The following is a 23,212-nucleotide window of genomic DNA, read 5'->3' on the forward strand; positions in this document are numbered from 1 at the left end:
GCCGATTGTCTTGTTCATCGCCTGGCGCTCTTCTTGTTCTGCTTTTGTGTTTCGGTCGCCGGTGCCGCCCCAATCATGGTGCGGATGCTGTCGGCAAGAGCGGCAATGCGCGGGCCGATCTCGCCCTCCAGCTGGCCGGGCTGGAGCCGGAATGCGGGGATGCCGCAATTGATCGAAAAGGCCTGCTTCGCCTCACGCGCATGAAACAGCGGCGCGGCGACGGCATGGATCGAGGCGATGTACTCGCCGAAGCAGGTGCAGAAGCCGCGGCTGATGCATTGTGCGAGGCCGGCGCGGTATGTCTCGCGGAAGGCCAACCACAGCTCGGTATCCTCGCTTGCAATGCGCTCTTCGAGCAGCGCGGCATCGGCCTGCGGCAAGGTCGCCGCCGCGGCACGGCCCATCGCCGTCATCACCACGGAAATGGGCATGCCGATGTCGGGGACGTGCGGGCCGACGTCGCCGGAGCGCGCAGTCTCGACATAGATCATGGAGGTCGCATCGAGCAGGCCGATCGAGACCGTGCCGCGCACGCTTTGCGCGAGCTCCTGCATCATGGGCCGCGCGACCTGGCGGAACTGCATGTCGGCGAGCAGCGGATGCGCCATGCGAAGGGCGCGCGCGCCGACGCGATATTTGGCGCGTTCGGAATCGTAGCGGAGGTAGCCGAGCTCGGCGAGCGTATGCGTCAGCCGCGCCACCGTTGGACGCGGAATCCCGGTCAGCGTCGACAGCTCCATGTTGCCGAGCTGCGTCGCTCCCGCCTTGAACGCTTCGAGCACCACGAGACCCTTTGCCAGCGTCGTCGCGAACGCGGCGTCGTCGATGCTGTCCGCCAGCACGGCGGCAGCGGACGAGGAGGCGCGGATCGGTTTGGACGCGGTTTTGGCCATCGAGGATTAATGAACCCGGTCGGGGCGATTGTCCAATATATTTCATAAAATAGGATTTTGTGTCCACTATCCGGACACGCGGCGGCGTTGCCCGTGCGGATAAAATGTGCGCGACGAGCTCCGCCGCACACAGATTCTCGTCGTGATTCCGTGGGTTGTTGTGACAGGATTACTACGGCTGAATGTCATATCGATTACAGCGGAGCGATTCATGTTGCAGTGGCAGGCGCGGACAAATCCCCTCGCGTGGTGGTGGGGGTCCCTGACGCTGGTCAGTGCTGCCAACATTCTCGCCTGGTTCATGCTGTACCGCGCGTTCTATCCCACGTCCGCCGGCAGCATCAGTGGCGGCTCCGACATCGGACTGATGTTCCTGCTCTGCGCCGGCTATGTCTTCGGCTGCGCCTTCCGCTCGTTCCTGCCGCGCGCCGACGTGCAGCGCATCTGTCTGTTCGACACCTGGCTCTCCAGCGTCTTCGTCGGCCGCACGGTCGCGACCGTGGCCGAACTGTGCTTCGCGGCGCAATGGGCGGTCATCCTGCATCAACTCGGGACCATGACGGGCGCCGAGACGGTTGTGAACATCGCGTGGGTGATCGTGCCCATCATCATCATCGCGGAGTGCTTCTCCTGGTATGCGGTGGTGACGACAAACTTCCTTTTCAACGCGATCGAGAACTCGCTGTGGGCGGTGACATTCTTCCTCGCGGGCATCGCGCTGTGCCGGCTGATGCCGGAATTCCAGGGGCCGGTGCGCTGGGCGCTGATTGCCGGCATCGTCGGCATCGCCTGCTTCCTGGCCTTCCTCGTCACCGTCGACGTGCCGATGTATCTCAGCCGCTGGCGGGCAGGGTATGAAGAGGGCAACCGGTTGCTCGGCTTCCTCGAAGGCCTGCATGACGTCTCGACGCGCTGGGTCGTGACCCACGACATCGCGCACTGGAAGGGCGAGCTGACCTGGATGTTCCTGTATTTCACCGCCGCCGTGTGGTCGAGCCTTGCGCTTTGTGCGCTCTACGCGATGGAAGGCTATCTCACGCGCTATCTGGCTTGAGCAATCAGGCCTCGCCGAGATCGACCTCCGTCAAGATGCCCTGGCGCAGCGCCAGCCGGACCAGCTCGATGTCGGATCCGACGCCGAGCTTGTCCTTGATCAGGGAATGCAGGTTCGCCACCGTCTTCGGGCTGACATGGAGCGTCTCGGCGATCTCCTCTGTCGTATTCTCGGCGAGCAGCAGCCGCAGCACTTCGAATTCGCGCGGCGTGAGGACGTCGGCGGCAGAGCTTTCCCCAGCCAGCCGGCTCAGCGCGAGCTCATGGTCGATGTCGGGGCTGATTGCGATCTTGCCGGCGAGCACGTCCATCACGGCGCGCACCAGCGTCTCCGGCGGACTGGTCTTGGTGACGTAGCCCCTGGCGCCGGCGCGGATCGCCTGCACGGCAAAGCCGGCATTCTCGTGCATGGTGAAGACGAGGATCCTCGCGCCCTTGTCCCACTGCCTGATGCGCCTGACCGCCTCGATGCCGCCGATGCCGGGCATGCTCAGATCCATGATGACGAGGTCGGGCGCCTCCGATTTGTAGAGACGATAGGCCTCGGCGCCGTCGGCGGCTTCGGCGATGACGCGAAGTCCCGGCTGCTTCTGGAGCACGGAGCGATAGCCCTCGCGGACGACGGAATGGTCGTCGACCAGCAGAATGGTCGCGCCGGCCGCGCTCATGCGGCGTGCTCCAGCGGCGGCCGATCGGCGGCTGCGAGCGGAATGACGACGCGCAGTGCGGAGCCGCCGTTCGGCTTGGCCTCGAAGCTCAATTGGCCGCGCAAGGCCGCGACGCGCTCGCGCATGCCGAGCAGGCCCATTCCGGATTTCGCGACGGGATCGGTCGCGCGTCCGTCATCGTCGATCGCAAGCGCGATCTCGCTCGCCCCCATCGTCAATTCCAGGCTGACCCGCGTGGCGACGGCATGCTTGGCGGCATTGGTGAGCGCCTCCTGCACGATCCGGTAGAGGCTGGCGCTGATCGTGGCCGGCAGGGTCTCGAATGCGCCGTCGAACCGGATCGAGAAGCGCGTCTCGCCGCGGCTGCGCCCGTTCCAGCCCGCGACCAGGCCTTCGAGGCTGGCGACGAGCCCGAGCTCCTCGACATCCGGCGGCCGCAGCCGGAACAGTGTGCCGCGCAACGTCTCCATCATGCCGGTTGCGGTCCGCGCGATGCCGTCGCATTCGCCAAGCAAGGAAGGGCAGTCCTGCGCGGCGGTCTGGCGGGCGGAGGAGGCGAGCGCCCGGATGGCGGCGAGCGACTGGCCGAACTCGTCATGCAGCTCGCGCGCGAGATGGCGGCGCTCCTCGTCCTGGAGCGCGATCAGCTTCCGCGTCAGCTCGCTGCGTTCGGCAAGTGCGGTCTCGAGGCTTTCGGCGAGATGGTTGAAGCCGTCGCGGATCGCGGAGAGCTCGGCAAGGTCGAACGGCGGCAGCCGCGTGGTGAGGTCGTTGGCGGCAATCCGCTCCAGGCCGGTGCGGATCATGCGGGTGGGGCGCAGCGCGCGTGCCAGCGCGGCGTAGACCAGGGCGCAGAGCAGCGGCAGCGCGATCGCCAGCGCCAGCATCAGGCGGCCGGCCTCGTGCCAGGCCTCCGCCGTCTGCACGGCCGGCTCGACCGAGACCACGGCGTCGCCAAGCTTCGCTCCGCGCACGATCACAGGCCGTGCCGCTTCGCGGCCGGGGTCGAACAGGCTGCGATAGAAGGCCCTGAAGGCTTGCGGCGGTGGGTTTGCCGGGGCGGGCGCGCCGCTGCAGAAGCGCTGGAGGATGTCGCCGCTCGTGCCGCGGAATGCCAGGCACAGGCCGGGCGTCATCACATAGGCCGAAACGGGGTCGAGGTTGGGAAAGTCCGAGCGCGGGCTGGCGACCCACTGGATCTTGCCCTGCTGTAGCTCCAGCGTCTTGGCGACGATGGCGGCGATGTCGTCGAGGCGCGCATGCGCCGCGCGGTCGGCCGTAATCAGGAAATAGGCGGAGATAACGGCGAAGCAGGCGGCCGATATCGCGGCCACGCGCAACGTCAGACGGACTTTGAGATCGAACCTCGGGCGGTTCCACATCGGCGGGCACCTGGTGCGAACGGGTTGTCGCGCCCGCATTAAACGGCAGAACGCCGCTAGGCGCCAGTGCGGTGCACCGTCGTGAAATTTTCCCGGTCATCGCCGGGACCGGCGCTACTGCGAGCCCTGATTACGCCGTCCAGATTGTGCGCCGCTCCGTCATACGAGGCACATTTATGCGCCTGCGCCGGTTGATCCTCTCAGTCTGTCTCCTTGTCGTCCTTCCGGCGGCTTATGCGCTCGGTGCCGAGACTGCCGTCGGCGTCGCCATGGACGATTTCAGTTATACCGATACGTCAGCGGAGCCTGCCAACCAGACCGCCGCACACGAGCGACGGGTGGCGGCCTTCATGGCTGCGCTCCGGCAAGATATCGGCGGAGACCGGCGCTACCGGCTCGTGCCCTCGGCCCAGGACGGCGCGGCGTTCAAGGTGATCGGCGGCATCCAGAAGACGAGCACACTGGTGCAATGGGCCAAGGTCGCCGTGATCGACGTTGGCGCCAGGAAGGTCGTGATGGACAAGCTCTACACCTTCCGCGGCGACAATGATGAATCATGGGAGCGTGCCGAGATCTTCGTGTCCCGCGAGATCATGGCCGCGCTCGGCGCACCCGCGCCGATCGCGCTGGCGGTGTTCGAATTCGAGCTCGAGGACAACACCGCGGCGCCGGCCGCCGGTCTCGCGGCCGCAGATGCATCCTATCTGGCCGAAGTGACCGGCAGTGTGCGCGATGCCCTTGGCCAATCCGGCCGCTACCGCCTCGTCGATGTCGGCAGCGCGAACGAGGAGGCGGTAAAGGCACGCGCTTTACGCGACTGCGGCGGCTGCGAAGCGGCGATGGCGCAAGGGCTCGGTGCGGATCAGTCTCTGATCGGGGTGGTGCGGCGGGTCAGCCGCACCGAATACACGCTCGGCTTCCAGGTGCGCGATGCCAGGACCGGCGCGGTGCGGGCACGCGGCGACAGCGGCCTGCGCCTGGGCGCGGACTATTCCTGGAAACGGGGCGCCGTGCGGCTGGTCAGCGACCGGCTGATCGAGAACCAATAGCAGCGCTCATCGATCAGAACGTCAATTGCACCTTCATCGACTGCGAGCGGTCGCCGGCGAGCTCGAACGCTGCGACCGCGTTCTCGAACGGCATGGTCGCCGTGATCAGCGGCTTGACGTCGATCAGGCCTTCGCCCATCAGCCGCACCGCCAGCTCGAATTCGGGATCGAAGCGGAAGGTGCCGCGGAGCTGCAATTCCTTGGCGACGATGGAGTTGATCGGCAGCGTCATTTCGCCGCCCAGGCCGAGCTGCACCAACGTGGCCCTGGGCCTGAGCACGTCGAGCGCGGTGCGGAGTGCGGCCTGGTTGCCCGAGGCTTCGAACAGCGTGTCGAACACACCCTTGCCGGTGCGCCACGGATCGAGCGCCGTCGCGCCAGCCGCGACATTGATGGCGTAAGTGGCGCCGAGCTTTTTGGCGACCGCAAGCGGCGCCTCCGCGACATCGGTGACCACGATCTCGGCCGCGCCGCCGAAGCGCGAGACCAAAATCATCAGCGCGCCGATCGGGCCGCAGCCGGTGATCAGCACGCGCTTGCCGAGCAGGGGCCCGGCCTGCTTGCCGGCATGCAGGCACACCGCGAGCGGCTCGGCGACCGCGGCTTCCGCCAGCGATAGCTTGTCGGCGATCGGAACGGCCTGCGCCGCATCGACCGTGATGAATTCGCGAAAGCCGCCCTGCACATGGGGAAAGCGCATCGCGCTGCCGAGGAAGCGCATGTCGAGGCACTGGTTGCGCATGCCTTCCTGGCAATGCAGGCACCGGCCGCACGGCTTGCTCGGATTGACCGCGACCCGAGTGCCCGGCTTCACGTTCGTGACGCCGTCACCGATGGCTGCGACCACGCCGGCGATCTCGTGCCCCAGCGCCATCGGTTGCTGGATGCGCACGACACCGAAGCCGCCGTGATGATAGTAGTGCAGATCGGAGCCGCAGATGCCGCCGTTCGCGATCTTGACGCGGACTTCGCCCGGACCGGGCGCTGCATCGGGGTAGCTATCGATCCGCAGATCTTTCGGTGCGTGAATGACGACGGCGCGCATGGTTAGCTCCCTCAGCGTTTCGCGGCTCACATCGCAGCGATCATGCCGCCATCGACATAGATGATCTGGCCGTTGACATAGGTCGAGGCATCCGAGGCCAGGAAGATCGCAGCGCCCACCAGCTCGTCCGGTCGGCCCCAGCGCTTGGAGGGAACGCGGCCCATCAGCCAGTTGTTGAAGTCGGTGTTGTTGACCAGCGCCTCGTTCATGTCGGTCAGCATGTAGCCGGGGCCGATCGCGTTGGCCTGGATGCCGTGCTGGGCCCATTCCACCGCCATCGAGCGGGTCAGGTTCTTGATGCCGCCCTTGGCAGCGGTGTAGGGCGCAATCGTGGGACGCGCGAGCTCGCTGCCGAGCGAGCCGATATTGATGATTTTGCCGTACTTGCGCGGGATCATGCGCTTGGCCGCCTCGCGGCCGATCACGAAGGCGCTGGTGAGGTTGGTCTCGATCACCTTGCGCCACTCGTCGGTGGTGAACTCCACCAGCGGCTTGCGGTGCTGGATGCCGGCATTGTTGACGAGGATGTCGACCGCGATGCCCCTCTTGTCGAAGTCGTTGAAGGCGGCGACGATCGCAGGCTCGTCGGTGACGTTGAAAGCGGCGCCTTCGGCCTGGTGGCCGGCGGCGCGAAACTCGGCGACGGCCTGCTCGACACGCTTGGGATCGACGCCGTTGATGATCAGCTTGGCGCCGGCCTTGGCCATGCCCTCGGCAATGGCGCGGCCGAGGCCGCGGGAGGAGCCGGTCACGAGCGCGGTGCGGCCGGAAAGATCGAAGAGGGCGGTGCTCATCTCAAGAATCCTCAGACGTTGGAACGGCGCACGGTCAGATCGGAGCGGTCGAAGACGGCGGGCAGAAGGTCGACGCCGAGGCCGGGGCCTTCCATCGGATAGACAAAACCATCCTTGATCGTGGGCATGGTGGTCACGAGCTCATTGTACCAGCCCTTGTAGAAGGCGCGCACGGATTCCTGGATCAATGTGTTGGGCTGGCTGAACGACATGTGGATGGCAGCGATGAAGCCGATCGGGCCGATGCAGTCGTGCGGTGCGAAGGGCCGGTGATAGGTCTCGGCCATCGCCGCGATCTTGCGGCCCTCGGTGAGGCCGCCGGTCCAGCACAGATCCGCCATCACCACATGCATAGCGTCGCGGTCGAGCATGTCCTTGTAGGGGAAGCGCGAGCCCAGCGTCTCGCTGGCGCAGACCCAGACGTCGGTGCAGCGGGCATATTCGGCCAGCGCCTGCGGCGAGTTCATACGGATCGGGTCTTCGTACCAGGTCGGCTTGTAGGGCTCGAGCGCGCGCGCGATCTGTTTTGCGGTTGGCAGGTTCCACAGCGAGTGAAGCTCGACCATGATCTCCATCTTGTCGCCGACCGTCTTTCGGATCTTCTCGAACGGCTCGATCGCCTGCTTCATCTGCGCGGCGGAGATGTAGAGACCCTTGTTCTCCTGCGCCGCCGGATCGAACGGCCAGATCTTCATCGCGGAGATGCCGCTCTCCAGCAGGTTTTCGGCAAGCGCGTCGGCGCGGTGCATGAAGCCGTCGAGGTCTTCGTAGGGACTTTTGGCAGCGCCAAGATTCCAGTTCGCGACCGGGCTGATATTGGTGGAGCGGACATATTGGGTGCCGGCGCAGGTGTTGTAGATGCGCTGCTTGTCGCGGCAGAGGCCGCCGAGCATCTGGTGGACCGGCTGATTGCAGACCTTGCCGAACAGGTCCCACAGCGCAATGTCGATTGCCGAAGCCGCGCGATATTCGACGCCGGTGGACGACTGCGCCATCGGCAGGTTCAGCATGTCGCGATGGATCGCCTCGATGTGCAGCGGATTGCGGCCGAGCAGGCGGCCGGCAAAGGTGTCGTGGATCTGCGCCTCGACTGCGCCGGCGCCATAAAAGGTTTCACCGAGGCCGATCATGCCCGTGTCGGTGTGGACGCGCACCCAGATGACGTTGGAGAATTCTTCGGTGCGCAGCGTCTCTATCGACGTGATCTTCACGGCAATACTCCTCCCGTCGCAGGCGCGCGCAGCGCCGCCTTGTTGTCATTCCGCACCGCAACATGGTGCGGGCGCATGCGAAGTCTTACGCTCGCTTGTAATATATCACAACATGTTTTAGGGATATCACCAACAAGGCGCCATCCAGCAACGACGGCGCGGGCTGAGGGAGAGACGGCATGGCAACGCGCAAGCGCGCGCTCGAGGTGGTGAGGAACGACGACGGCGAGGGCAAGCCCTTCCGACGCAACCGTCTCAACTTCTTCGAGCTCGCCTACCAGAGGATCGAAGAGCTGCTCGTCCATTGCGAGCTCAAGCCAGGCCAGTTCATGACGATGCTGGAATTGCAGCACATCACCGGCTTCGGCCGTACGCCGGTTCATCACGCCGTCAATCGTCTCTCCGCCGATACGTTGATCATCATCCGACCGCGCCACGGTCTGCGCATTGCGCCGATCGATCTGGCACGCGAGCGCATGCTGCTGGCCTTGCGCCGCGACATGGAGCGCTTCGTGATCCGGCTTGCGGCCGATCGCGCCAGCCTCTCGCACCGCAATCAGGCGCTGCATATCGAGCGCCTTTTGCGCGAGCGCCGCGCCACTCTGACCCTCGACGAGTTCAACAGTATTGACCGCCGCATCGACGCGCTGGTGCTGGAGGCGGCAGGCGAGCCGTTTCTGGTGCACACGCTACGGCCGTTACACACGCTGTACCGGCGCATCGGCTACATCCACCACCGGTTCATGCCGGGACAGGCCGAACTGTCAGGCACGATCGATCGTCACCTCGCCATTCTCGCCGCGGTCGCCGGCCGCCGCGTCGAGGACGCGGTGAAGGCGAGCGATGCACTGATCGACTACATGGGCGAGATGTTCACCGGCATGGAGGTCGGGATCGACCCGCGCCTGCTCGATTGCAGCATCGAGCCGCTGCTTGGCACGTAAGAAAGTTTTGAAGAGAGGACCAAAGATGTCGACGATGGCGATGCCACAACCGACCGCGAGCGAAGCCGCGGTCCGCTACCTCATCACGAACTACAGTCCCAAGGGCAACAAGGTCGGCTGGCTGATGATGGCCTCGATCCTGGTCGAAGCCTGGGATCTCTATTCGATCGCCTTCGTGCTGATCTTCATCAAGGAGCAGTTCAATCCCGATCCGCTGATGCTGGGCCTGGCCGCGGCCGGTACGCAAGGCGGCGCCCTGATCGGTGCGCTGCTCGGCGGCTGGCTCTCCGACAAGATCGGCCGCCGCGTCATGTTCCTGGTGACGATGGTGCTGTTCATCGTGCTGGCGCTGGCGCAGGCCTTCGTGCCCAATGTGTTCTGGCTCGTCGTGATCCGCTTCTTGCTCGGCGTTCCGCTCGGTTCGGACATCTCGACCGGCTACACCTACATCATGGAATCCATGGCCAAGGGTGAGCGCGAAGTCATGGGCAACCGCTGGCAATTCATGTTCGCGGTCGGTGAGGTCCTGACGATCGGCGTCATCGTGATCTTCCTGCTGCTCGACATCAACCACGAAACGCTATGGCGGGTGACGCTCGGCCTCGGCGCGCTGCCGGCGCTGATCATCCTGATCATGCGGCACGACGTGCCGGAGACGGCGGTCTGGCTGGTGCAGAAGGGACGCTACCGCGAGGCCAAGCAGGTCGCGCGCGAGATGTTCAACGACGACCTCGCCATGCTGCCGGACCATGACGTGGAGGTGCCCAAGGTGTCCACCCGCGACTTCCTCGCCGACCTCAAGAAGGATCCGATCCGCTGGCGCGCCACGATCTACGGCTGGATCGCCTGCTTCGCGCAGGCCAGCGAGTTCTCGACCTTCGCGTTCTACCTGCCGGTGCTCTTCGTGATGGTCGGCGTGTCGAGCGTGCTCGGCATCAATCTGGTGACGATGGCGCTGTTCTCCTTCGCTGCCGTGTCGGGCTGGGTCGGTCCGCTGCTGACCCCGAAAATCGGCCACCGCGGCATCTCGATCGCGGGCTTCTCGATCGTGCTGGTCTCGCTGCTGGTCGCGGCCTTCGCGCTCTACACCGACAACAAGATCCTGCTGCCGTTCGCGGCTGCCGCGATGCTGTGGGGCCATTATTGGGATGCCTCCAACTGCATGACGATCCCGACCATGGTCGCCAAGCCGAAATATCGCGGCACCGCCAGCGGCTTCGCCTACATGTTCGTGAAGCTGCCGTCGTTCCTCGCGATCTTCCTGTTCCCGTCGTTGTTCGCGGCGATTGGGCAGGCGAATGCCACGCTGTTCGTCGCGATCTTCCCGCTGATCGGATTGCTTGCCGCAATCTTCATCCTGCCGGAAGTCTACGGCTACGAGAACGACTGATCTCGCAAGTTACCTGATCGCGGCCGCCAAGGCCGCGATCAGGGCCGGCGGCGTCACGAGCAGTCCGAGCTTGAGGAACGGCCAGGCGCCGACTTCGATCTTCTCCCGCCGCAGCGCCACCAGCCACAGGATGGTGGCGAGCGAACCGGTCACCGACAGATTGGGACCGAGATCGACGCCGATCAGGATGGCGCTCACGACCGGCGCGGGCAAGTGATCGCTGGCGGCGACCGAGCCGGCAACGAGACCGACGGGAAGATTATTGGCGATGTTGTCGGCGACCGCGGTGGCGATGCCGACGCTCCAGGCCGCCTTCGTCACGGATTGTCCGACAGCTTCATGCAGCAGCGCGCTGAGCTGCCCGATCACGCCGGTCTTGATCAGCGCTTCCACCATCACGAACAATCCGCCGACCAGCGGCAGCACGCTCCAGGAGACGCCGCGCAGCACGGGGAGCGGCGATTGCCGGTTGAGCAGCAGCACGATTGCGGCTGTCACCACGCCGCAAACGAAGGTCGGCAGGCCCAATTGCTTGTCCAACGCGGAGGCCGTGACCAGCACGACGCCGATCGCCACGATGCCGATCGCCGTCAGCTTGCCGCCGCGGCCGAGCTTGGGATGCGGCACTCTGCGCGCGATCGTCTCTTCCTTCAGGGCGCGGTGCTGGGTCAGGCGCAGCACGACATAAGTCAGCAGGATCGAGGCCGCCGAGGGCAGGGCGAACAGCCGCAGCCATTCGGTGAGCGCAGGCATGTGGGCGCCGAACACGACGAGATTGGCGGGGTTGGAGATCGGCAGCACGAAGCTCGCGGCATTGGCGATGAAGGCGCAGACGAAGAGATAAGGCAGCGGCTTGGCGCCGGCCGCACGCGTCGCGGCATAGACGGCGGGGGTCAGCACGATCGCGGTGGCGTCGTTCGAGAGCAGGACGGTGACGAGCGTGCCGACAATGTAGATCAGCAGGAACAGCCGCTGCGGCGAGCCGCCGGCATGTTCCACGGCGAGCGCTGCGAGATAGTCGAACAGGCCTTCGAGCCGCGCCAGCTCGGCGATCAGCATCATGCCGATCAGGAAAAGATAGACATCCACGCCTTTCTCGATGCCGGTGAGCGCATCCCGCCAGGGCAGCAGACCGAACAGCACGAGCGCACTGGCGCCGATGATGGCCCAGATCGCCTCCGGCAGGCGAAAGGGCCGGATGATGACGCCTGCGGTCGCGACGACGATGATGCTCCAGGCCCAGATGGCGTTAGACGGCACGTTCGATCCTTGAGATGTGTCGGTTCATTCGGCAGCGATAGCGGAAGCCGATGTCGATGTCTTCCCCCCCGCGAGCGCGGACGGCTATCTGCGATTGCCGCGTCTCGGCCCGAGTTTCAGTCCACAATGTTGTTCAAAAGCCCGTTGGGTTGGAGCGGCGCGATAGCGCCGTCATTGCGAGGAGCGCAGCGACGAAGCAATCCAGACTGTTTCCGCGGAAAGATTTTGGATTGTTTCGCTGCGCTCGCAACTACGGAGTTTGTGGCAGCTTCGTGCGACCATAACACTCATCGCGCCATCGACGGCTTTGCCGTGATTGCCTTGCGCAAGATGCGCGACAGCGCTTCGACCGAATACGGCTTCTGGATCAGCTCGAAACCGCGATCGGCGTTCTCGGCGAGAACGTTGCTGTAACCAGAGGTGAGCACGACGGGCAGGCCCGGATAGCGTTCGCGGATGATGCCGGCGAGCTCGACGCCGTTCATGCCGGGCATGATGACGTCGGAGAAAACGAGATCGACGGCGAACTCGTTCTCGCCGAGAATGGCGAGCGCCGCATTGGCGTTGGCGGCGCGGCGGACGACATAGCCGAGGTCTTCCAGCAGCTCGGTGGAGAACCGGCCGACCTCGTCGTCGTCTTCCACCACGAGCACGCGATAGCCGCGCCCGGTGGCCGCGGCCTCATAGGTCAGCGCCGCGGCTTCCTGATCTGTCGCGGGGCTGTGCGCCCGCGGCAGATAGATGGTGAAGGTCGCGCCTTCACCATGGGTGCTCGTCACGGCAATGTCGCCCTCGGACTGCTTTGCGAAGCCGAAGGCCTGGCTCAGGCCGAGGCCGGTGCCCTTGCCGACCTCCTTGGTGGTGAAGAACGGCTCGAAGATGGCTTCGATGTTTTCGGGCGCGATGCCGCTGCCGGTGTCGGCAACGGAGATCGCGACATAGTCGCCGCCGCGCGCCGGTTGCGTGCGGAGGTCGGGGATTCCCTGAACTTTCCGGACCGCTATGGTGAGACGGCCTTCGCCGTCCATGGCGTCGCGGGCGTTGATGGCGAGGTTGATTAGCGCGGTCTCGAATTGCGCGATATCGGCGACCGTGAAGCAGTCGCCATCGTGAACCTCCACCGCAATTTCGATGCGGCCGCCGACCAGCGGCCGGACCAGTTGCGCCACGCCTTCAACCTGGCTGCCGACGTTGAAGATCTGCGGTTTCAGCGGCTGCCGGCGCGCAAACGCCAGCAGCTGGGCGGTCAGCTTGGAGGCACGCTCGACGGTGTCCGAGATAGCATCGACATAGCGGCGACGGCGCTCCTCCGGCAGCTCGCGGCGGCGCAGGAAATCGGTGGCCGAGCGGATGATGGTGAGCAGATTGTTGAAGTCGTGCGCGACGCCGCCAGTGAGCTGGCCGATCGCCTCCATCTTCTGCGATTGCCGCAACGCTTCCTCGCCGCGGCGGCGCTCGGTGATGTCGACAGCCTCGGGCACCGCGCCGGTGATGTTGCCGTGGCGGTCGAGCACCGGGCGCATGCCGAACTCGAAATCGCGCTCGCCGATGGGAAGGCGCAGGCGCATCTCCAGCCGCACGGCTTCGCCCTTGAGCACGGTGTCGAAGGCCTCGCGCACCCGCACGCTCATGCCGTCCGTCGTGCTGAACCAGGGCGTCTGCCACAAGGGCTTTCCGATCACGTCCGCAGGGCTCGCCTTGATGGCGTCGAGCACGGTCGTGTTGGCGTAAAGCAGCTCGCCCCTGAGATTGACGAGGCCCTGATATTGGTTGCTGGTCTCCAGGATCGCGCGCAGCCGCGCCTCGTTGGATTCGAGCTCGGCGGTGCGCTCGGCGATGCGTTCTTCCAGCGTCTCGTTGAGCTGCCGGAGCTCGATCTCGGCCTGCTTGGCCACGGTGATGTCATGGGCAACGCCGATAAAGCCGATATGCCTGCCGGTCGGGTCCCAGCGCGGCTGCGATTCCGAACGCAGCCAGCGCCATTCGCCGGCGGCGTTCTTGTAGCGGGCTTCCAGCACGAACGGTTTGAGTGATGCTTCGCCCTGAACGGATTGCTGTAGCACGTGGGGCAGGTCGTCCGGATGCAGCACCTTGCGCCAGTCGAAGGCAATGGCCTGGTCGTAGGGCAGGCCGACGAAATCGACATAGGCCTGGTTGGCGAAGGACCGTGTGCGGTCGAGTTTGGTGACCCAGATCGGCACCGGGGCGCTGTCGGCGATCAGCCGGAAGCGCTCTTCGCTCTCGCGCAGGGTCTCACGCACCAGCATCTGGTCGGTGACGTCGATATGGGCGCCGACGAGGCGAAGGGCGCGGCCGCCACCGTCCCGCTCGATCTTGGCGACGACGCGGATCCAGCGGGTCTCGCCGTCGCTGGGGCGGATGATGCGGTATTCTGCGGTATAGTCCTCACTGGTGCCGGACAGCGCTTCGATGAAGTGCTTCACCGTAGCGTCCCGGTCGCCGGGATGAATGCGATTGATCCAGTCCTCGTGCGACTCGTCGGCAGCTTCCGGCGGCAGGCCGTGAAGCATCAGATATTCCGGCGAACGGCGGTTCTTGAAGCCTTCGCGGAAATCGACTTCGAGACCGCCGACCTTGCCGATGCGCTGGATGCGCGCAAGTTCGGCTTCGCGCTCCTGGAGCGCGCGATAGGCGTTGTCGCGCTCGCGCGCAACATCTTCCAGGTGCTGGCGCAGCTTTTCGGCGGCGATGGTCTCGGGCAAAGGATCGTTCAAGGCGTTGGCCGTTGTGATGCGAGAGCGCACGTGGCGGACCGATATTCACACAGACGTAGCGCGATGGCCATTGCTCAGAGGGAATATGGAAAGAAAGGCGTCGCCGGATGCAGTATGGTGGGCATGAGCGAACGCCAAGTCTGGCTATTTGTTCCGAACATTGGAACGATGAGCCCGCCGCGCGCGTATCCGCGAGGCGCCACAACTGTCATTCCCAAAAGCTCCCTTTCCGAAGAGGCTAAATCTTGAAGCTTTTTGTCTGCCAGGCCTGCGGCAACGTCCTCTATTTCGAGAACCGCACCTGTGAACGCTGCGGCCATCGGGTCGCGTTCCTGCCGGAGAAGGAGACGATGTCGGCGATCGAGCCCGACGGAGAGGTCTGGGCCACGCTCGCCGACAAGGGCAGCGGACGCATGCCGTGCCGTAATGCCGAATATGATTCCTGCAACTGGCTGACGGATGCAGGTGATACCACCGGCTATTGCCGCGCCTGCCGGCATAACGGCGTCGTGCCGGATCTGTCGGATCAGGCGCAACTCGCCGGCTGGCGCGAGCTGGAGATGGCGAAGCACCGGCTGTTCTATTCCCTGATCCGCTGGAAGCTGCCGCTCCAGACCCGGCAGGACAATCCCGAACATGGCCTGATCTTCAATTTCCTCGCCGACGATCCGCAGAGCGGGCAGAAGGTCCTGACCGGCCACGACAACGGCCTGATCACGATCGCGCTGACCGAGGCCGACGACATCGAGCGCGAGCGGCGCAGGCTGGAGATGGGCGAGCCCTACCGGACGCTGCTCGGGCATTTCCGCCACGAGGTCGGGCACTATTTCTGGGACGTGCTGGTGCGCGACGGCGGCATGCTGGACGAATGCCGCGCCGTGTTCGGCGACGATTCCGCCGATTACGGTCAGGCCTTGCAGCGCCACTATGCCGAAGGCGCCCCGCCGGACTGGCAGCAGAACTACGTTTCTGCCTACGCGACCACGCATCCCTGGGAAGATTTCGCCGAGACCTGGGCGCACTATCTTCACATCGTCGACACTCTGGAGATGGCTAGCGAGTTCGGCATGGAGGTGCGGCCCAAGGTGGACCGCGACGGGGAGTTGACGGCGCGCATCCGCTTCAACCCGTACGAAGCGAGGGACGTCGAGGCCATCGTCAACGCATGGCTGCCCTTCACCTTCGCCATGAACAGCGTCAACCGCGCCATGGGCATGCGCGATCTCTATCCGTTCATCCTCTCGCCGGTCGTTGTCGACAAGCTCGGCTTCATTCACGGCGTGGTCCGGAACGTGGGCAAGGCCGGGAAGCCGTAGGCCGTCCGGGGCCTGTCAGGCCCGTTTCGGTCTTGCTTCGGTCTTGCGCTGGTACGCCAGAGGGGCCGGATTTTGACCGTTGCCTCCAGCCTATTTTGATGTACCACGGGAGCCACACGGCCCCTCCCATAGGCTCCAACGGCCAGGGAAGGGTCCCGCCCAAGGTCGAGACTCAAGAAAAGCATGTTCAAACGCATTCTGATCGCCAATCGCGGCGAAATCGCCTGCCGGGTCATCAAGACCGCTCGCCGCATGGGAGTTCAGACGGTCGCGGTCTATTCCGAGGCCGACCGCGACGCTCTCCATGTCGAGATGGCCGACGAGGCCGTGCTGATCGGCCCGCCGGCTGCGGCCGAGAGTTATCTGGTGATCGAGAAGATCGTGGAGGCCTGCCGCAAGACCGGCGCCGAGGCCGTGCATCCCGGTTACGGCTTCCTGTCCGAGCGCGAGGCGTTTCCGCGCGCGCTGGAGGCGGCCGGCATCGTCTTCATCGGCCCCAACCCGGGCGCGATCGCGGCGATGGGCGACAAGATCGAATCCAAAAGGGCTGCCGCGAAGGCAAAAGTCTCGACCGTGCCCGGCTATCTCGGCGTCATCGAGGACGCTACGCACGCGGTCAAGATCGCTGACGAGATCGGCTATCCCGTGATGATCAAGGCCTCCGCCGGCGGCGGCGGCAAGGGCATGCGCATCGCGCATTCGACCTCCGAGGTCGCCGAAGGGTTCAACCTCGCCAAGGCGGAGGCCAAGGCCTCGTTCGGTGACGACCGGGTCTTCATCGAGAAGTTTATCGTAGATCCCCGCCATATCGAGATCCAGCTGCTCGGCGACAAGCACGGCAACGTGATCTATCTCGGCGAGCGCGAATGCTCGATCCAGCGCCGCAACCAGAAGGTCATCGAGGAAGCGCCGTCGCCGCTGCTCGACGAAGCCACCCGCCGCAAGATGGGCGAGCAGGCGGTCGCACTCGCCAAGGCGGTGAATTACGACTCCGCCGGCACCGTCGAGTTCGTCGCGGGGCAGGACAAGAGCTTCTACTTCCTGGAGATGAACACGCGCCTCCAGGTCGAGCATCCTGTCACCGAGCTCGTCACGGGCGTCGACCTCGTCGAGCAGATGCTCCGCGTCGCCGCCGGCGAGAAGCTCGCCATTGCGCAGAAGGACGTCACGCTGACCGGCTGGGCAGTGGAGTCGCGCCTCTACGCGGAGGACCCGTTCCGCAACTTCCTGCCCTCGATCGGGCGTCTGGTGAAATACCGTCCGCCGGCGGAAGCGAGCCAGGACGGTATCACCGTGCGCAACGACACCGGCGTGCAGGAGGGCGGCGAGATCTCGATCCATTACGATCCGATGATCGCCAAGCTCGTCACCCACGCGCCGTCGCGCGCCGCCGCGATCGAGGCGCAGGCCACTGCGCTGGACTCGTTCTATGTGGACGGTATCCGCCACAACATCCCGTTCCTGTCGGCGCTGATGCATTATCCGCGCTGGCGCGAAGGCCGGCTCTCCACCGGCTTCATCGCCGAGGAATTCCCCAAGGGCTTTGCCGTGCGCGTGCCTGAAGGCGAGGTCGCACGGCGGCTCGCTGCGGTCGGCGCCGCCATCGATCACGTGCTCGGCGAGCGCAAGCGGCAGATCTCGGGGCAGATGGGCGGCCGCATCGTGCAGCGCGAGCGTCGCCGTGCGGTCTGGCTCGACCGCCAGGAGATCCTGCTGGAGATCGCGCGCGAGGGCGAGGCGGTCGCGGTGCGTTTCGTCAATGCTGACGGCAAGACCGGCAATGCGCATCTGTTGCTGTCGCCGTGGAAGCCGGGCGATCCTGTCTGGCAGGGCAGCATCGACGGGCATGTCGTCGCGGTGCAGGTGCGCCCGATCGCGAACGGTATCCGCCTCGCGCATCAGGGCGTCGAGGTGCCGGTCTATGTCTGGACCGAAGCGGAAGCTGCCTCGGCGCGGCTGATGCCGGTGACCACGGCTGCCGACACCGGCAAGAAGCTGCTTTGTCCGATGCCCGGTCTCGTGGTCTCGATCGCGGTGACCGAAGGGCAGGAGGTCAAGGCCGGCGAGACGCTCGCGGTGGTCGAAGCCATGAAGATGCAGAACGTTCTGCGCGCCGAGCAGGACGGCACGGTGAAGAAGATCCACGCCAGCGCCGGCGCGACGCTCGCGGTGGATGCGCTGATTTTGGAGTTTGCGTAACGTCATTGCGAGGAGCCACCGGGTCCGCGCGAAGCGCGGCCCGATGACAGGCTCCGCGACGAAGCAATCCAGTCTGTCTCTGCGGATGCATTTCTGGATTGCTTCGCTTCGCTCGCAATGACGGAGTATGCTGCGGCCTCCGTGACCTAACCGAGACATCACCATGGCCTTTCGTTCCCGCCGCGAAAAACTGCGATCGATCCTGTCGGGCGGGACGTGCGTCCATCCCGGCTCGGTCTACGACGCTATCTCGATCCGCATCGCCGAGGATCTCGGTTTCCCGCTCGGCATGTTCGGCGGCTCGGTGGCTTCGCTCGCGGTGCTCGGCGACCCCGACATCACGCTGATCACGCTCACGGAACTTGCCGAGCAGATGCGGCGGATGTCGCGTGCTGCAGCGCTTCCGGTGTTGGTTGATGCCGATCACGGCTATGGCAACGCGCTCAACGTGCGTCGCACGGTGCAGGAGCTGGAAACGGCGGGCGCCGCCGGCCTCACCATCGAGGACACGCTGCTGCCGGCTGGCTTCGGCGAAGCGAAGACGCAGCTGATCTCGCTCGAGGAGGGCGTCGGCAAGATGAAGGCGGCACTCGACGGCCGCGGCGACCCCTCGCTCGTCATCATGGGCCGCACCGGTGCGGCCTCGATCACCTCGATCGAGGATGCGATCCGCCGCGCCAGAGCTTATGAGGCTACCGGCGTCGACGCGCTGTTCTTCACCGGCATCAAGTCGCGCGCCGAGCTCGAGGCCATCGTGTCTGCGACGCGCCTGCCGATCGTGCTCGGCGGCGCGCCGGAGGAGTTGAACGTGCTCGAATACCTCGCTGGCCAGCGCGTGCGCATCGCGCTTCAGGGCCACGCGCCGATCGCGGCCGCAACGCAGGCCGTCTACGAAACGCAGAAGGCGCTACGCGACGGCACTGCGCCGAAGAATCTCAAAGGTCTCCCATCGTCGGACTTGACCAGCCGCGTCACGCGGGAGGCCGACGTCAAGGCGCGGAGCGCCGATGTCCTCGGACTGAAACAATGAGCCGGGCGATCCTCCAGGTCATGATCCGCGGCCGCGTGCAGGGGGTAGGCTACCGGGCCTGGCTCGAGTATCAGGCGACGACGTGCGGTCTCGAAGGCTGGGTCCGCAACCGCCGTGACGGCAGCGTCGAAGCGCTGTTCGCGGGGCCGCCGAAGCACGTCGCGGACATGGTTGCGCTGTGCCGCCACGGCCCGCCGTCCTCGCGCGTCGACAGCGTCACCAGCGAGACGGCCGACGTCGATGAACTGAACTTGCGCCGAGCAGGCGAGGCGTTTTCGGTGTTGCCGACGGTGTAGCTAAAGAATCACCGCGGCAGCTTGGCGATCGCTTCGCTCAATTCGTGGATCTCGTAGGGCTTGCGCAGGATCGGGAAATCGCCGCGCACGCCTGCGGCGACTTCGCTGTAGCCGGTGGCGAGCAGAATCGGCAGGCCGGGGCGGATCTGGCGGAGGTGATGGGCGAGGCTGAGCCCGTCCATCTTGCCGGGCATGACGATATCCGAGAACACGAAGTCGACGCCGTTCTTCTCGATCTCGCTCAAGGCGGCTTCGGCGTCCGCGACCCGGCGCACCTGATAGCCGAGCTGCTCCAGAAGGCCGATGCTGACGGCGGCGACGTCCGGATTGTCCTCGACCAGCAGCACCGTGCCGCTGCCTTGGAACGCCGGTTCTCCCGCCGCCTCACGCGATGGCTCGTCTTCTCCGCGCGGCAGCAGGATGGTGAAGGTCGTGCCCTTGCCGAGCGCGCTCGCGACCCGGACCGTGCCGCCGGCCTGATGGGCGAAGCCGTGCACCTGGGAGAGACCGAGGCCAGTGCCTTTTCCGATCGCCTTGGTAGTGAAGAACGGCTCGAAGATCTTGTCGAGAACGTCGGAGGGAATGCCGAGGCCGGTATCGGTGACGTCGATCGCGATGAATTCGCCCACGAGGGGGTCCTCGTCGAGCACGAGATTGCGCGCTGCGATCGTCACCGTGCCTCCGTCGGGCATCGCGTCGCGGGCATTGATGACAAGGTTGAGCAGCGCGGTCTCGAGCTCGGAAACGTCGGTCCTGATCGGCCAGACGTCGTCGCTGACGTCGAAAGCCAGGCGCACGGAGCTGCCGACGCCGGCATCGAGTACCTCGCGGATCGCCGCGATGCGGTCGGCGAAGTCGATCGCCTGCGGATTGACGCTCTGCCGCCGCGCGAAGGTGAGGAGCTGGTTGGTTAGCGCGGCGCCGCGCCTGGTAGCGGTTTCGATGGCCGAGATCGCGCGCTGAAGCTTGGCTTCGTCGTCGGCCCCTCGTTTCAGCATGTGGAGGCTGCCGCTGATGATCATCAGGAGGTTGTTGAAATCGTGGGCGACCCCGCCGGTGAGCTGGCCGAGCGCGTCGAATTTCTGGGATTCGGCGAGCTGCTTCTGCATCGCCTCGAGCTTGAGCTGGGTATTGCGCCGCTCGGTGATGTCGCGCGTGATCTTGGCGAAGCCGACCAGCTCGCCGGCCTCGTAGATCGGATCGATCACGACGCTGGCCCAGAAGAAGGTGCCGTCCTTGCGGACGCGCCAGCCTTCCTCCTCGTAGCGGCCCTTTTCCCGCGCGATGCCGAGCGCACGGGCGGGCTTGCCGTTGGCGCGGTCGGTCTCGGTGTAGAACCGGGAAAAGTGTTGGCCGAGGATCTCCCCGGGTGAATAGCCCTTGATGCGCTCGCCGCCAATGTTCCAGCTGGTGATTCTCCCGGTGGGATCCAGCATGTAGAGTGCGTAGTCCGCAACTCCTTCAACTAACAGGCGGAAACTGCGTTCGCTTTCGAACAAATCCCTCTGCTGACTAGACTTCTCGACCATTCCCGGACCCAGCCTCAACGGGGGCAAACGCAGTAGGTGGCGGATTGTTCCCGGAGGTTGGAACATTTTTAGGCAACATTGCGCGTCCGTATGCAGGACGCAAGCCAGCAGACGCTCGCCCGCATTCGAGCCGGAAAGCCGTGCGCGTCAGACCGCCGCCACGCTACGGAACGTCGCCGCCACCGCACGCAGCGCCGCCAGCTTTGCGGGATCGCTGACCTTCGAATGGAGCATCACCTTTGAGCTGCCGAGTTTCGGCAGCTTGTGGGCGGGGCCGACGTCGACCAGGCCTGCCGGCGCGATCCGTCGCGCCAGCGGCGCGATTGCAAGTCCGGCGAGCGCGGCTGCAACCACGGCGGTGACGCCTCCGCCGACGAAGCGCTCACGCCATTTCAGGCCGGCCTTGTCGAGCGCGCGCACAGCGATGGCGCGGACGCCGCAGGGCGGGGCGAGCGTCGCGAGCGGCAAAGGCTGCCCCTTTGGCACGGTGAAGCGTCGTGACGCGAACCAGCCGAATTCGTCCTCGGCCAGCGTCTCTCCGCCGCGCCGGCTGCCTTCCTGGCGCACGATCACCGCATCCAGTCGGCCCGCATCATAGGCCTCCTGCATCTCGCGCGAGAAGCCGATGATGACGGCAAGCGTGAGGTTCGACGACATCGCATGCAGGCGTTCGAGCAGGGGTACCAGCTCCGGCCCCGCAGCATGGTCGGAGATGCCGAGCGAGAGCGACTGCGCGACCGAGGCCTCGCCCGATAGCGCGCGGTCATGCGCCGCGATCAGCGCGCGGGCGCGCTCCAGGAACGTCGCGCCGTCTGCCGTGAGCCGGACCGCGCGCGGCGAGCGCTCGACGAGACGTTTTCCCAGCAGCGTCTCCAGCCGTTGCAGCTTGAGGCTGACAGCCGCCTGGGTCGTGCCGAGCGCTTCGGCGGTCCGCGTGAAACTCTGGAGGTCGGCGACCAGCAGGAAGGCCTGGACGGTGGCGATGTCGAGCGTTGCTATCATTACGATTTCTTATCACTGGTATCAACAGAGATAAGATACCAAGATGTCGAGGGCGGGTCTAGCTTCTCACCAACGCCGCGCAACATCTGCGCGACATCCGAGGAGAACGACCATGCCGCTGATCACCGTGTCCTACACCACCCCACGCCAGTCGCCGCCGCTGAAGGCCGACATCGCGAGCGCCGTATCCGAGCTCACCGCAAAAATCCTGCACAAGGACCCTGAGGTCACGGCCATTATCGTGAAGTCGGTGGAGGCGAGCGACTGGTTCGCTGGCGGCAAGTCGCTCGCAGAGCAAAAGCTCGCGAGCTACTGGATCGACATTCACGTCAGCGAAGGCACCAACACCAAGGACGAGAAGGCCGCCTATCTCGCCGCGATGTTCCAGCGCATGGCCGGGATCCTGGGCCCGCTGCATCACGAGACCTATCTGCATGTCGACGAGGTCAAGGGCGACGCCTATGGCTTTGGCGGCCTGACCCAGGAGCGGCGCTACATCGCCGGCAAGCTCGAGGTTTCGCCGGAGAAGGCGTGAGGAGGGAGGCCGCGGGTGAATAACCGCACCCGCGGCCTGAACCGTTGCCAGGGATCGTCAGCTCGCTATGCGAAACTGAACTTCGTCCTTGTTCAGGAAACAGGTCTTGTCGAACAGCTTCAGGTCGAGCGGGTTCGGCAGCCTGACATCGTCCAGGTCAGGGCAGGGTTTGAGCGAGGAATCATAGGAACGGTCGATCTGCGAGATGAAGACGACGATCAATCCCTTGTCGTGCGCGAATGATTTCAACGCGCGCACCTGAACGGTGAGGTCGGGATTTTCCCGCCGCTGGTCCAGCAACTGCAGATAGTCGATCACCACGACCGTGCCGCGCGGTGCTGCGGCATGACGACGTAGTCGGCACTGATGGCGTCGGAGCAATCGACCTCGAAGAGTTTTTCGAACCCCGCCAGATCCACGCCGATCGCCCGAAAGCGATCCAGAACGTCTTTCTCGGTGTATTCGAGCGAGAAGAACGCGGCGCGGTGGCCCGACCGCATCGCCTCTACGGCAAGCCCGAGGCTCATCAGGGTCTTGCCCTGGCCGGGACGCGCGCCCACCAGCACCAGGTCACCCGGTTGGAATTGCGGGAAAAGCCGGTTGGCCGGCGTCGCCGTGGCCGCTTTCGCCGCGAGCAGGCTCCATGCGGAAAAGCCTTGCGTCGCAGCGACGCGGTCGAGCGCATCGTGCAGCGGGATGCCTACCTCGCGGGACAAGCGCTTCGCTTTTCGTTTCAGATGATAAATGGGTGCAGACAGTCTCATCGCAAAAACCTCCCATTGCAAGCTGAAGCGCAACCCCTCCTTATGCCTTGGCGCTCGAACAGTCGGTCCGATGATCAATTCGCCCGGCATGACATCTGCTTTCCCGGCGGAGGGGGG

General features: G+C 65.2%; 19 protein-coding genes and 1 pseudogene. 9 read left to right on the forward strand and 11 right to left on the reverse strand.

Going from position 1 to position 23,212, the window contains the following annotated elements; all coding sequences use genetic code 11:
* Positions 1 to 14: 14 nt before the first annotated feature.
* On the reverse strand, positions 15 to 893 hold the full coding sequence (locus IVB42_RS10715) for an IclR family transcriptional regulator (RefSeq protein ID WP_085351335.1): 879 nt from the start codon (positions 891 to 893) through the stop codon (positions 15 to 17).
* Between the two features lie 211 nt (positions 894 to 1,104).
* Here IVB42_RS10715 and IVB42_RS10720 point away from each other — a divergent pair, with 211 nt between their 5' ends.
* Complete coding sequence (locus tag IVB42_RS10720; protein WP_018455247.1) at positions 1,105 to 1,947, forward strand: hypothetical protein; 843 nt, start codon at positions 1,105 to 1,107, stop codon at positions 1,945 to 1,947.
* Between the two features lie 4 nt (positions 1,948 to 1,951).
* Here the strand turns inward: IVB42_RS10720 and IVB42_RS10725 are convergent, their stop codons facing one another.
* Complete coding sequence (locus IVB42_RS10725; protein ID WP_018455246.1) at positions 1,952 to 2,614, reverse strand: response regulator transcription factor; 663 nt, start codon at positions 2,612 to 2,614, stop codon at positions 1,952 to 1,954.
* Entirely contained in the window at positions 2,611 to 3,996 is a 1,386-nt protein-coding gene (locus IVB42_RS10730) for a HAMP domain-containing sensor histidine kinase (RefSeq protein WP_247336138.1), read from the reverse strand. The genes IVB42_RS10725 and IVB42_RS10730 overlap by 4 nt, the downstream gene beginning before the upstream one ends.
* Before the next feature lie 176 nt (positions 3,997 to 4,172).
* On the opposite strand from IVB42_RS10730, the gene IVB42_RS10735 reads away from it, so the two are divergent.
* Positions 4,173 to 5,045 carry a DUF3280 domain-containing protein gene (locus IVB42_RS10735; RefSeq protein ID WP_247394851.1) on the forward strand — a complete coding sequence of 291 codons (873 nt, stop codon included), beginning with the start codon at positions 4,173 to 4,175 and terminating at the stop codon, positions 5,043 to 5,045.
* 13 nt (positions 5,046 to 5,058) lie between these two features.
* On the opposite strand, the gene IVB42_RS10740 is transcribed toward IVB42_RS10735, so the two are convergent.
* From IVB42_RS10740 to IVB42_RS10750, 3 genes are read right to left on the reverse strand one after another with little or no spacing between them, the layout of a single operon-like run.
* Complete coding sequence (locus IVB42_RS10740) at positions 5,059 to 6,090, reverse strand: L-idonate 5-dehydrogenase (RefSeq protein ID WP_085384461.1); 1,032 nt, start codon at positions 6,088 to 6,090, stop codon at positions 5,059 to 5,061.
* Between the two features lie 26 nt (positions 6,091 to 6,116).
* A complete protein-coding gene (locus tag IVB42_RS10745; protein ID WP_085384460.1) occupies positions 6,117 to 6,884 on the reverse strand; it encodes an SDR family oxidoreductase in 768 nt (255 codons plus the stop codon).
* 11 nt (positions 6,885 to 6,895) lie between these two features.
* Positions 6,896 to 8,095, reverse strand: a complete 1,200-nt coding sequence (locus IVB42_RS10750; protein WP_085351339.1) for a mandelate racemase/muconate lactonizing enzyme family protein — start codon at positions 8,093 to 8,095, stop codon at positions 6,896 to 6,898.
* A 179-nt stretch (positions 8,096 to 8,274) separates the two neighbouring features.
* On the opposite strand from IVB42_RS10750, the gene IVB42_RS10755 reads away from it, so the two are divergent.
* Both IVB42_RS10755 and IVB42_RS10760 read left to right on the forward strand, forming a co-directional pair.
* A complete protein-coding gene (locus tag IVB42_RS10755) occupies positions 8,275 to 9,039 on the forward strand; it encodes a GntR family transcriptional regulator (protein WP_018455240.1) in 765 nt (254 codons plus the stop codon).
* Positions 9,040 to 9,064: 25 nt separating this feature from the next.
* Positions 9,065 to 10,429: an MFS transporter gene (locus IVB42_RS10760; RefSeq protein ID WP_085351341.1), complete on the forward strand. Its 1,365-nt coding sequence runs from the start codon at positions 9,065 to 9,067 to the stop codon at positions 10,427 to 10,429.
* Positions 10,430 to 10,438: 9 nt separating this feature from the next.
* Here IVB42_RS10760 and IVB42_RS10765 read toward each other — a convergent pair whose 3' ends face one another.
* Entirely contained in the window at positions 10,439 to 11,689 is a 1,251-nt protein-coding gene (locus IVB42_RS10765; RefSeq protein WP_018455238.1) for an arsenic transporter, read from the reverse strand.
* Positions 11,690 to 11,976: 287 nt separating this feature from the next.
* A complete protein-coding gene (locus IVB42_RS10770; protein WP_085384459.1) occupies positions 11,977 to 14,454 on the reverse strand; it encodes a PAS domain S-box protein in 2,478 nt (825 codons plus the stop codon).
* Positions 14,455 to 14,669: 215 nt separating this feature from the next.
* Here IVB42_RS10770 and IVB42_RS10775 point away from each other — a divergent pair, with 215 nt between their 5' ends.
* The 4 genes from IVB42_RS10775 to IVB42_RS10790 all read left to right on the forward strand — a co-directional run bounded on the left by IVB42_RS10775 (position 14,670) and on the right by IVB42_RS10790 (position 19,265).
* A complete protein-coding gene (locus tag IVB42_RS10775) occupies positions 14,670 to 15,740 on the forward strand; it encodes a putative zinc-binding peptidase (protein ID WP_085384458.1) in 1,071 nt (356 codons plus the stop codon).
* Positions 15,741 to 15,923: 183 nt separating this feature from the next.
* Positions 15,924 to 17,939 (forward strand): acetyl/propionyl/methylcrotonyl-CoA carboxylase subunit alpha, encoded by a 2,016-nt coding sequence (locus IVB42_RS10780; protein WP_247470117.1) that lies wholly within the window; start codon positions 15,924 to 15,926, stop codon positions 17,937 to 17,939.
* A gap of 163 nt (positions 17,940 to 18,102) precedes the next feature.
* Positions 18,103 to 18,969 carry an isocitrate lyase/PEP mutase family protein gene (locus IVB42_RS10785; protein ID WP_018455234.1) on the forward strand — a complete coding sequence of 289 codons (867 nt, stop codon included), beginning with the start codon at positions 18,103 to 18,105 and terminating at the stop codon, positions 18,967 to 18,969.
* On the forward strand, positions 18,966 to 19,265 hold the full coding sequence (locus tag IVB42_RS10790; protein ID WP_007603158.1) for an acylphosphatase: 300 nt from the start codon (positions 18,966 to 18,968) through the stop codon (positions 19,263 to 19,265). Before IVB42_RS10785 ends, IVB42_RS10790 begins: the two co-directional genes overlap by 4 nt.
* 8 nt (positions 19,266 to 19,273) lie before the next feature.
* On the opposite strand, the gene IVB42_RS10795 is transcribed toward IVB42_RS10790, so the two are convergent.
* Positions 19,274 to 20,794: a PAS domain-containing sensor histidine kinase gene (locus IVB42_RS10795; RefSeq protein ID WP_085351344.1), complete on the reverse strand. Its 1,521-nt coding sequence runs from the start codon at positions 20,792 to 20,794 to the stop codon at positions 19,274 to 19,276.
* Between the two features lie 147 nt (positions 20,795 to 20,941).
* Positions 20,942 to 21,796 carry a LysR substrate-binding domain-containing protein gene (locus tag IVB42_RS10800; protein WP_247336146.1) on the reverse strand — a complete coding sequence of 285 codons (855 nt, stop codon included), beginning with the start codon at positions 21,794 to 21,796 and terminating at the stop codon, positions 20,942 to 20,944.
* A gap of 112 nt (positions 21,797 to 21,908) precedes the next feature.
* Here IVB42_RS10800 and IVB42_RS10805 point away from each other — a divergent pair, with 112 nt between their 5' ends.
* Positions 21,909 to 22,331 (forward strand): 4-oxalocrotonate tautomerase family protein, encoded by a 423-nt coding sequence (locus IVB42_RS10805; RefSeq protein WP_018455230.1) that lies wholly within the window; start codon positions 21,909 to 21,911, stop codon positions 22,329 to 22,331.
* A gap of 57 nt (positions 22,332 to 22,388) precedes the next feature.
* Here the strand turns inward: IVB42_RS10805 and IVB42_RS10810 are convergent.
* Positions 22,389 to 23,095: pseudogene (locus IVB42_RS10810) on the reverse strand (DNA helicase).
* Positions 23,096 to 23,212 lie beyond the last annotated feature (117 nt).

Source organism: Bradyrhizobium sp. 45 (genome assembly GCF_023073155.1).
In the GTDB taxonomy this organism is placed as follows: Bacteria; Pseudomonadota; Alphaproteobacteria; order Rhizobiales; family Xanthobacteraceae; genus Bradyrhizobium; species Bradyrhizobium canariense_D.

What these genes read in the sequence shown, in the direction of transcription:
- IVB42_RS10725 (WP_018455246.1), bottom strand. Translation starts at nt 2,614, where the DNA reads ATGAGCGCGGCCGGCGCGACCATTCTGCTGGTCGACGACCATTCCGTC.
- IVB42_RS10790 (WP_007603158.1), top strand. Translation starts at nt 18,966, where the DNA reads ATGAGCCGGGCGATCCTCCAGGTCATGATCCGCGGCCGCGTGCAGGGG.
- IVB42_RS10800 (WP_247336146.1), bottom strand. Translation starts at nt 21,796, where the DNA reads ATGATAGCAACGCTCGACATCGCCACCGTCCAGGCCTTCCTGCTGGTC.
- IVB42_RS10715 (WP_085351335.1), bottom strand. Translation starts at nt 893, where the DNA reads ATGGCCAAAACCGCGTCCAAACCGATCCGCGCCTCCTCGTCCGCTGCC.
- IVB42_RS10760 (WP_085351341.1), top strand. Translation starts at nt 9,065, where the DNA reads ATGTCGACGATGGCGATGCCACAACCGACCGCGAGCGAAGCCGCGGTC.
- IVB42_RS10745 (WP_085384460.1), bottom strand. Translation starts at nt 6,884, where the DNA reads ATGAGCACCGCCCTCTTCGATCTTTCCGGCCGCACCGCGCTCGTGACC.
- IVB42_RS10720 (WP_018455247.1), top strand. Translation starts at nt 1,105, where the DNA reads ATGTTGCAGTGGCAGGCGCGGACAAATCCCCTCGCGTGGTGGTGGGGG.
- IVB42_RS10730 (WP_247336138.1), bottom strand. Translation starts at nt 3,996, where the DNA reads ATGTGGAACCGCCCGAGGTTCGATCTCAAAGTCCGTCTGACGTTGCGC.
- IVB42_RS10755 (WP_018455240.1), top strand. Translation starts at nt 8,275, where the DNA reads ATGGCAACGCGCAAGCGCGCGCTCGAGGTGGTGAGGAACGACGACGGC.
- IVB42_RS10740 (WP_085384461.1), bottom strand. Translation starts at nt 6,090, where the DNA reads ATGCGCGCCGTCGTCATTCACGCACCGAAAGATCTGCGGATCGATAGC.
- IVB42_RS10780 (WP_247470117.1), top strand. Translation starts at nt 15,924, where the DNA reads ATGTTCAAACGCATTCTGATCGCCAATCGCGGCGAAATCGCCTGCCGG.
- IVB42_RS10735 (WP_247394851.1), top strand. Translation starts at nt 4,173, where the DNA reads ATGCGCCTGCGCCGGTTGATCCTCTCAGTCTGTCTCCTTGTCGTCCTT.
- IVB42_RS10785 (WP_018455234.1), top strand. Translation starts at nt 18,103, where the DNA reads ATGGCCTTTCGTTCCCGCCGCGAAAAACTGCGATCGATCCTGTCGGGC.
- IVB42_RS10795 (WP_085351344.1), bottom strand. Translation starts at nt 20,794, where the DNA reads ATGGTCGAGAAGTCTAGTCAGCAGAGGGATTTGTTCGAAAGCGAACGC.
- IVB42_RS10805 (WP_018455230.1), top strand. Translation starts at nt 21,909, where the DNA reads ATGCCGCTGATCACCGTGTCCTACACCACCCCACGCCAGTCGCCGCCG.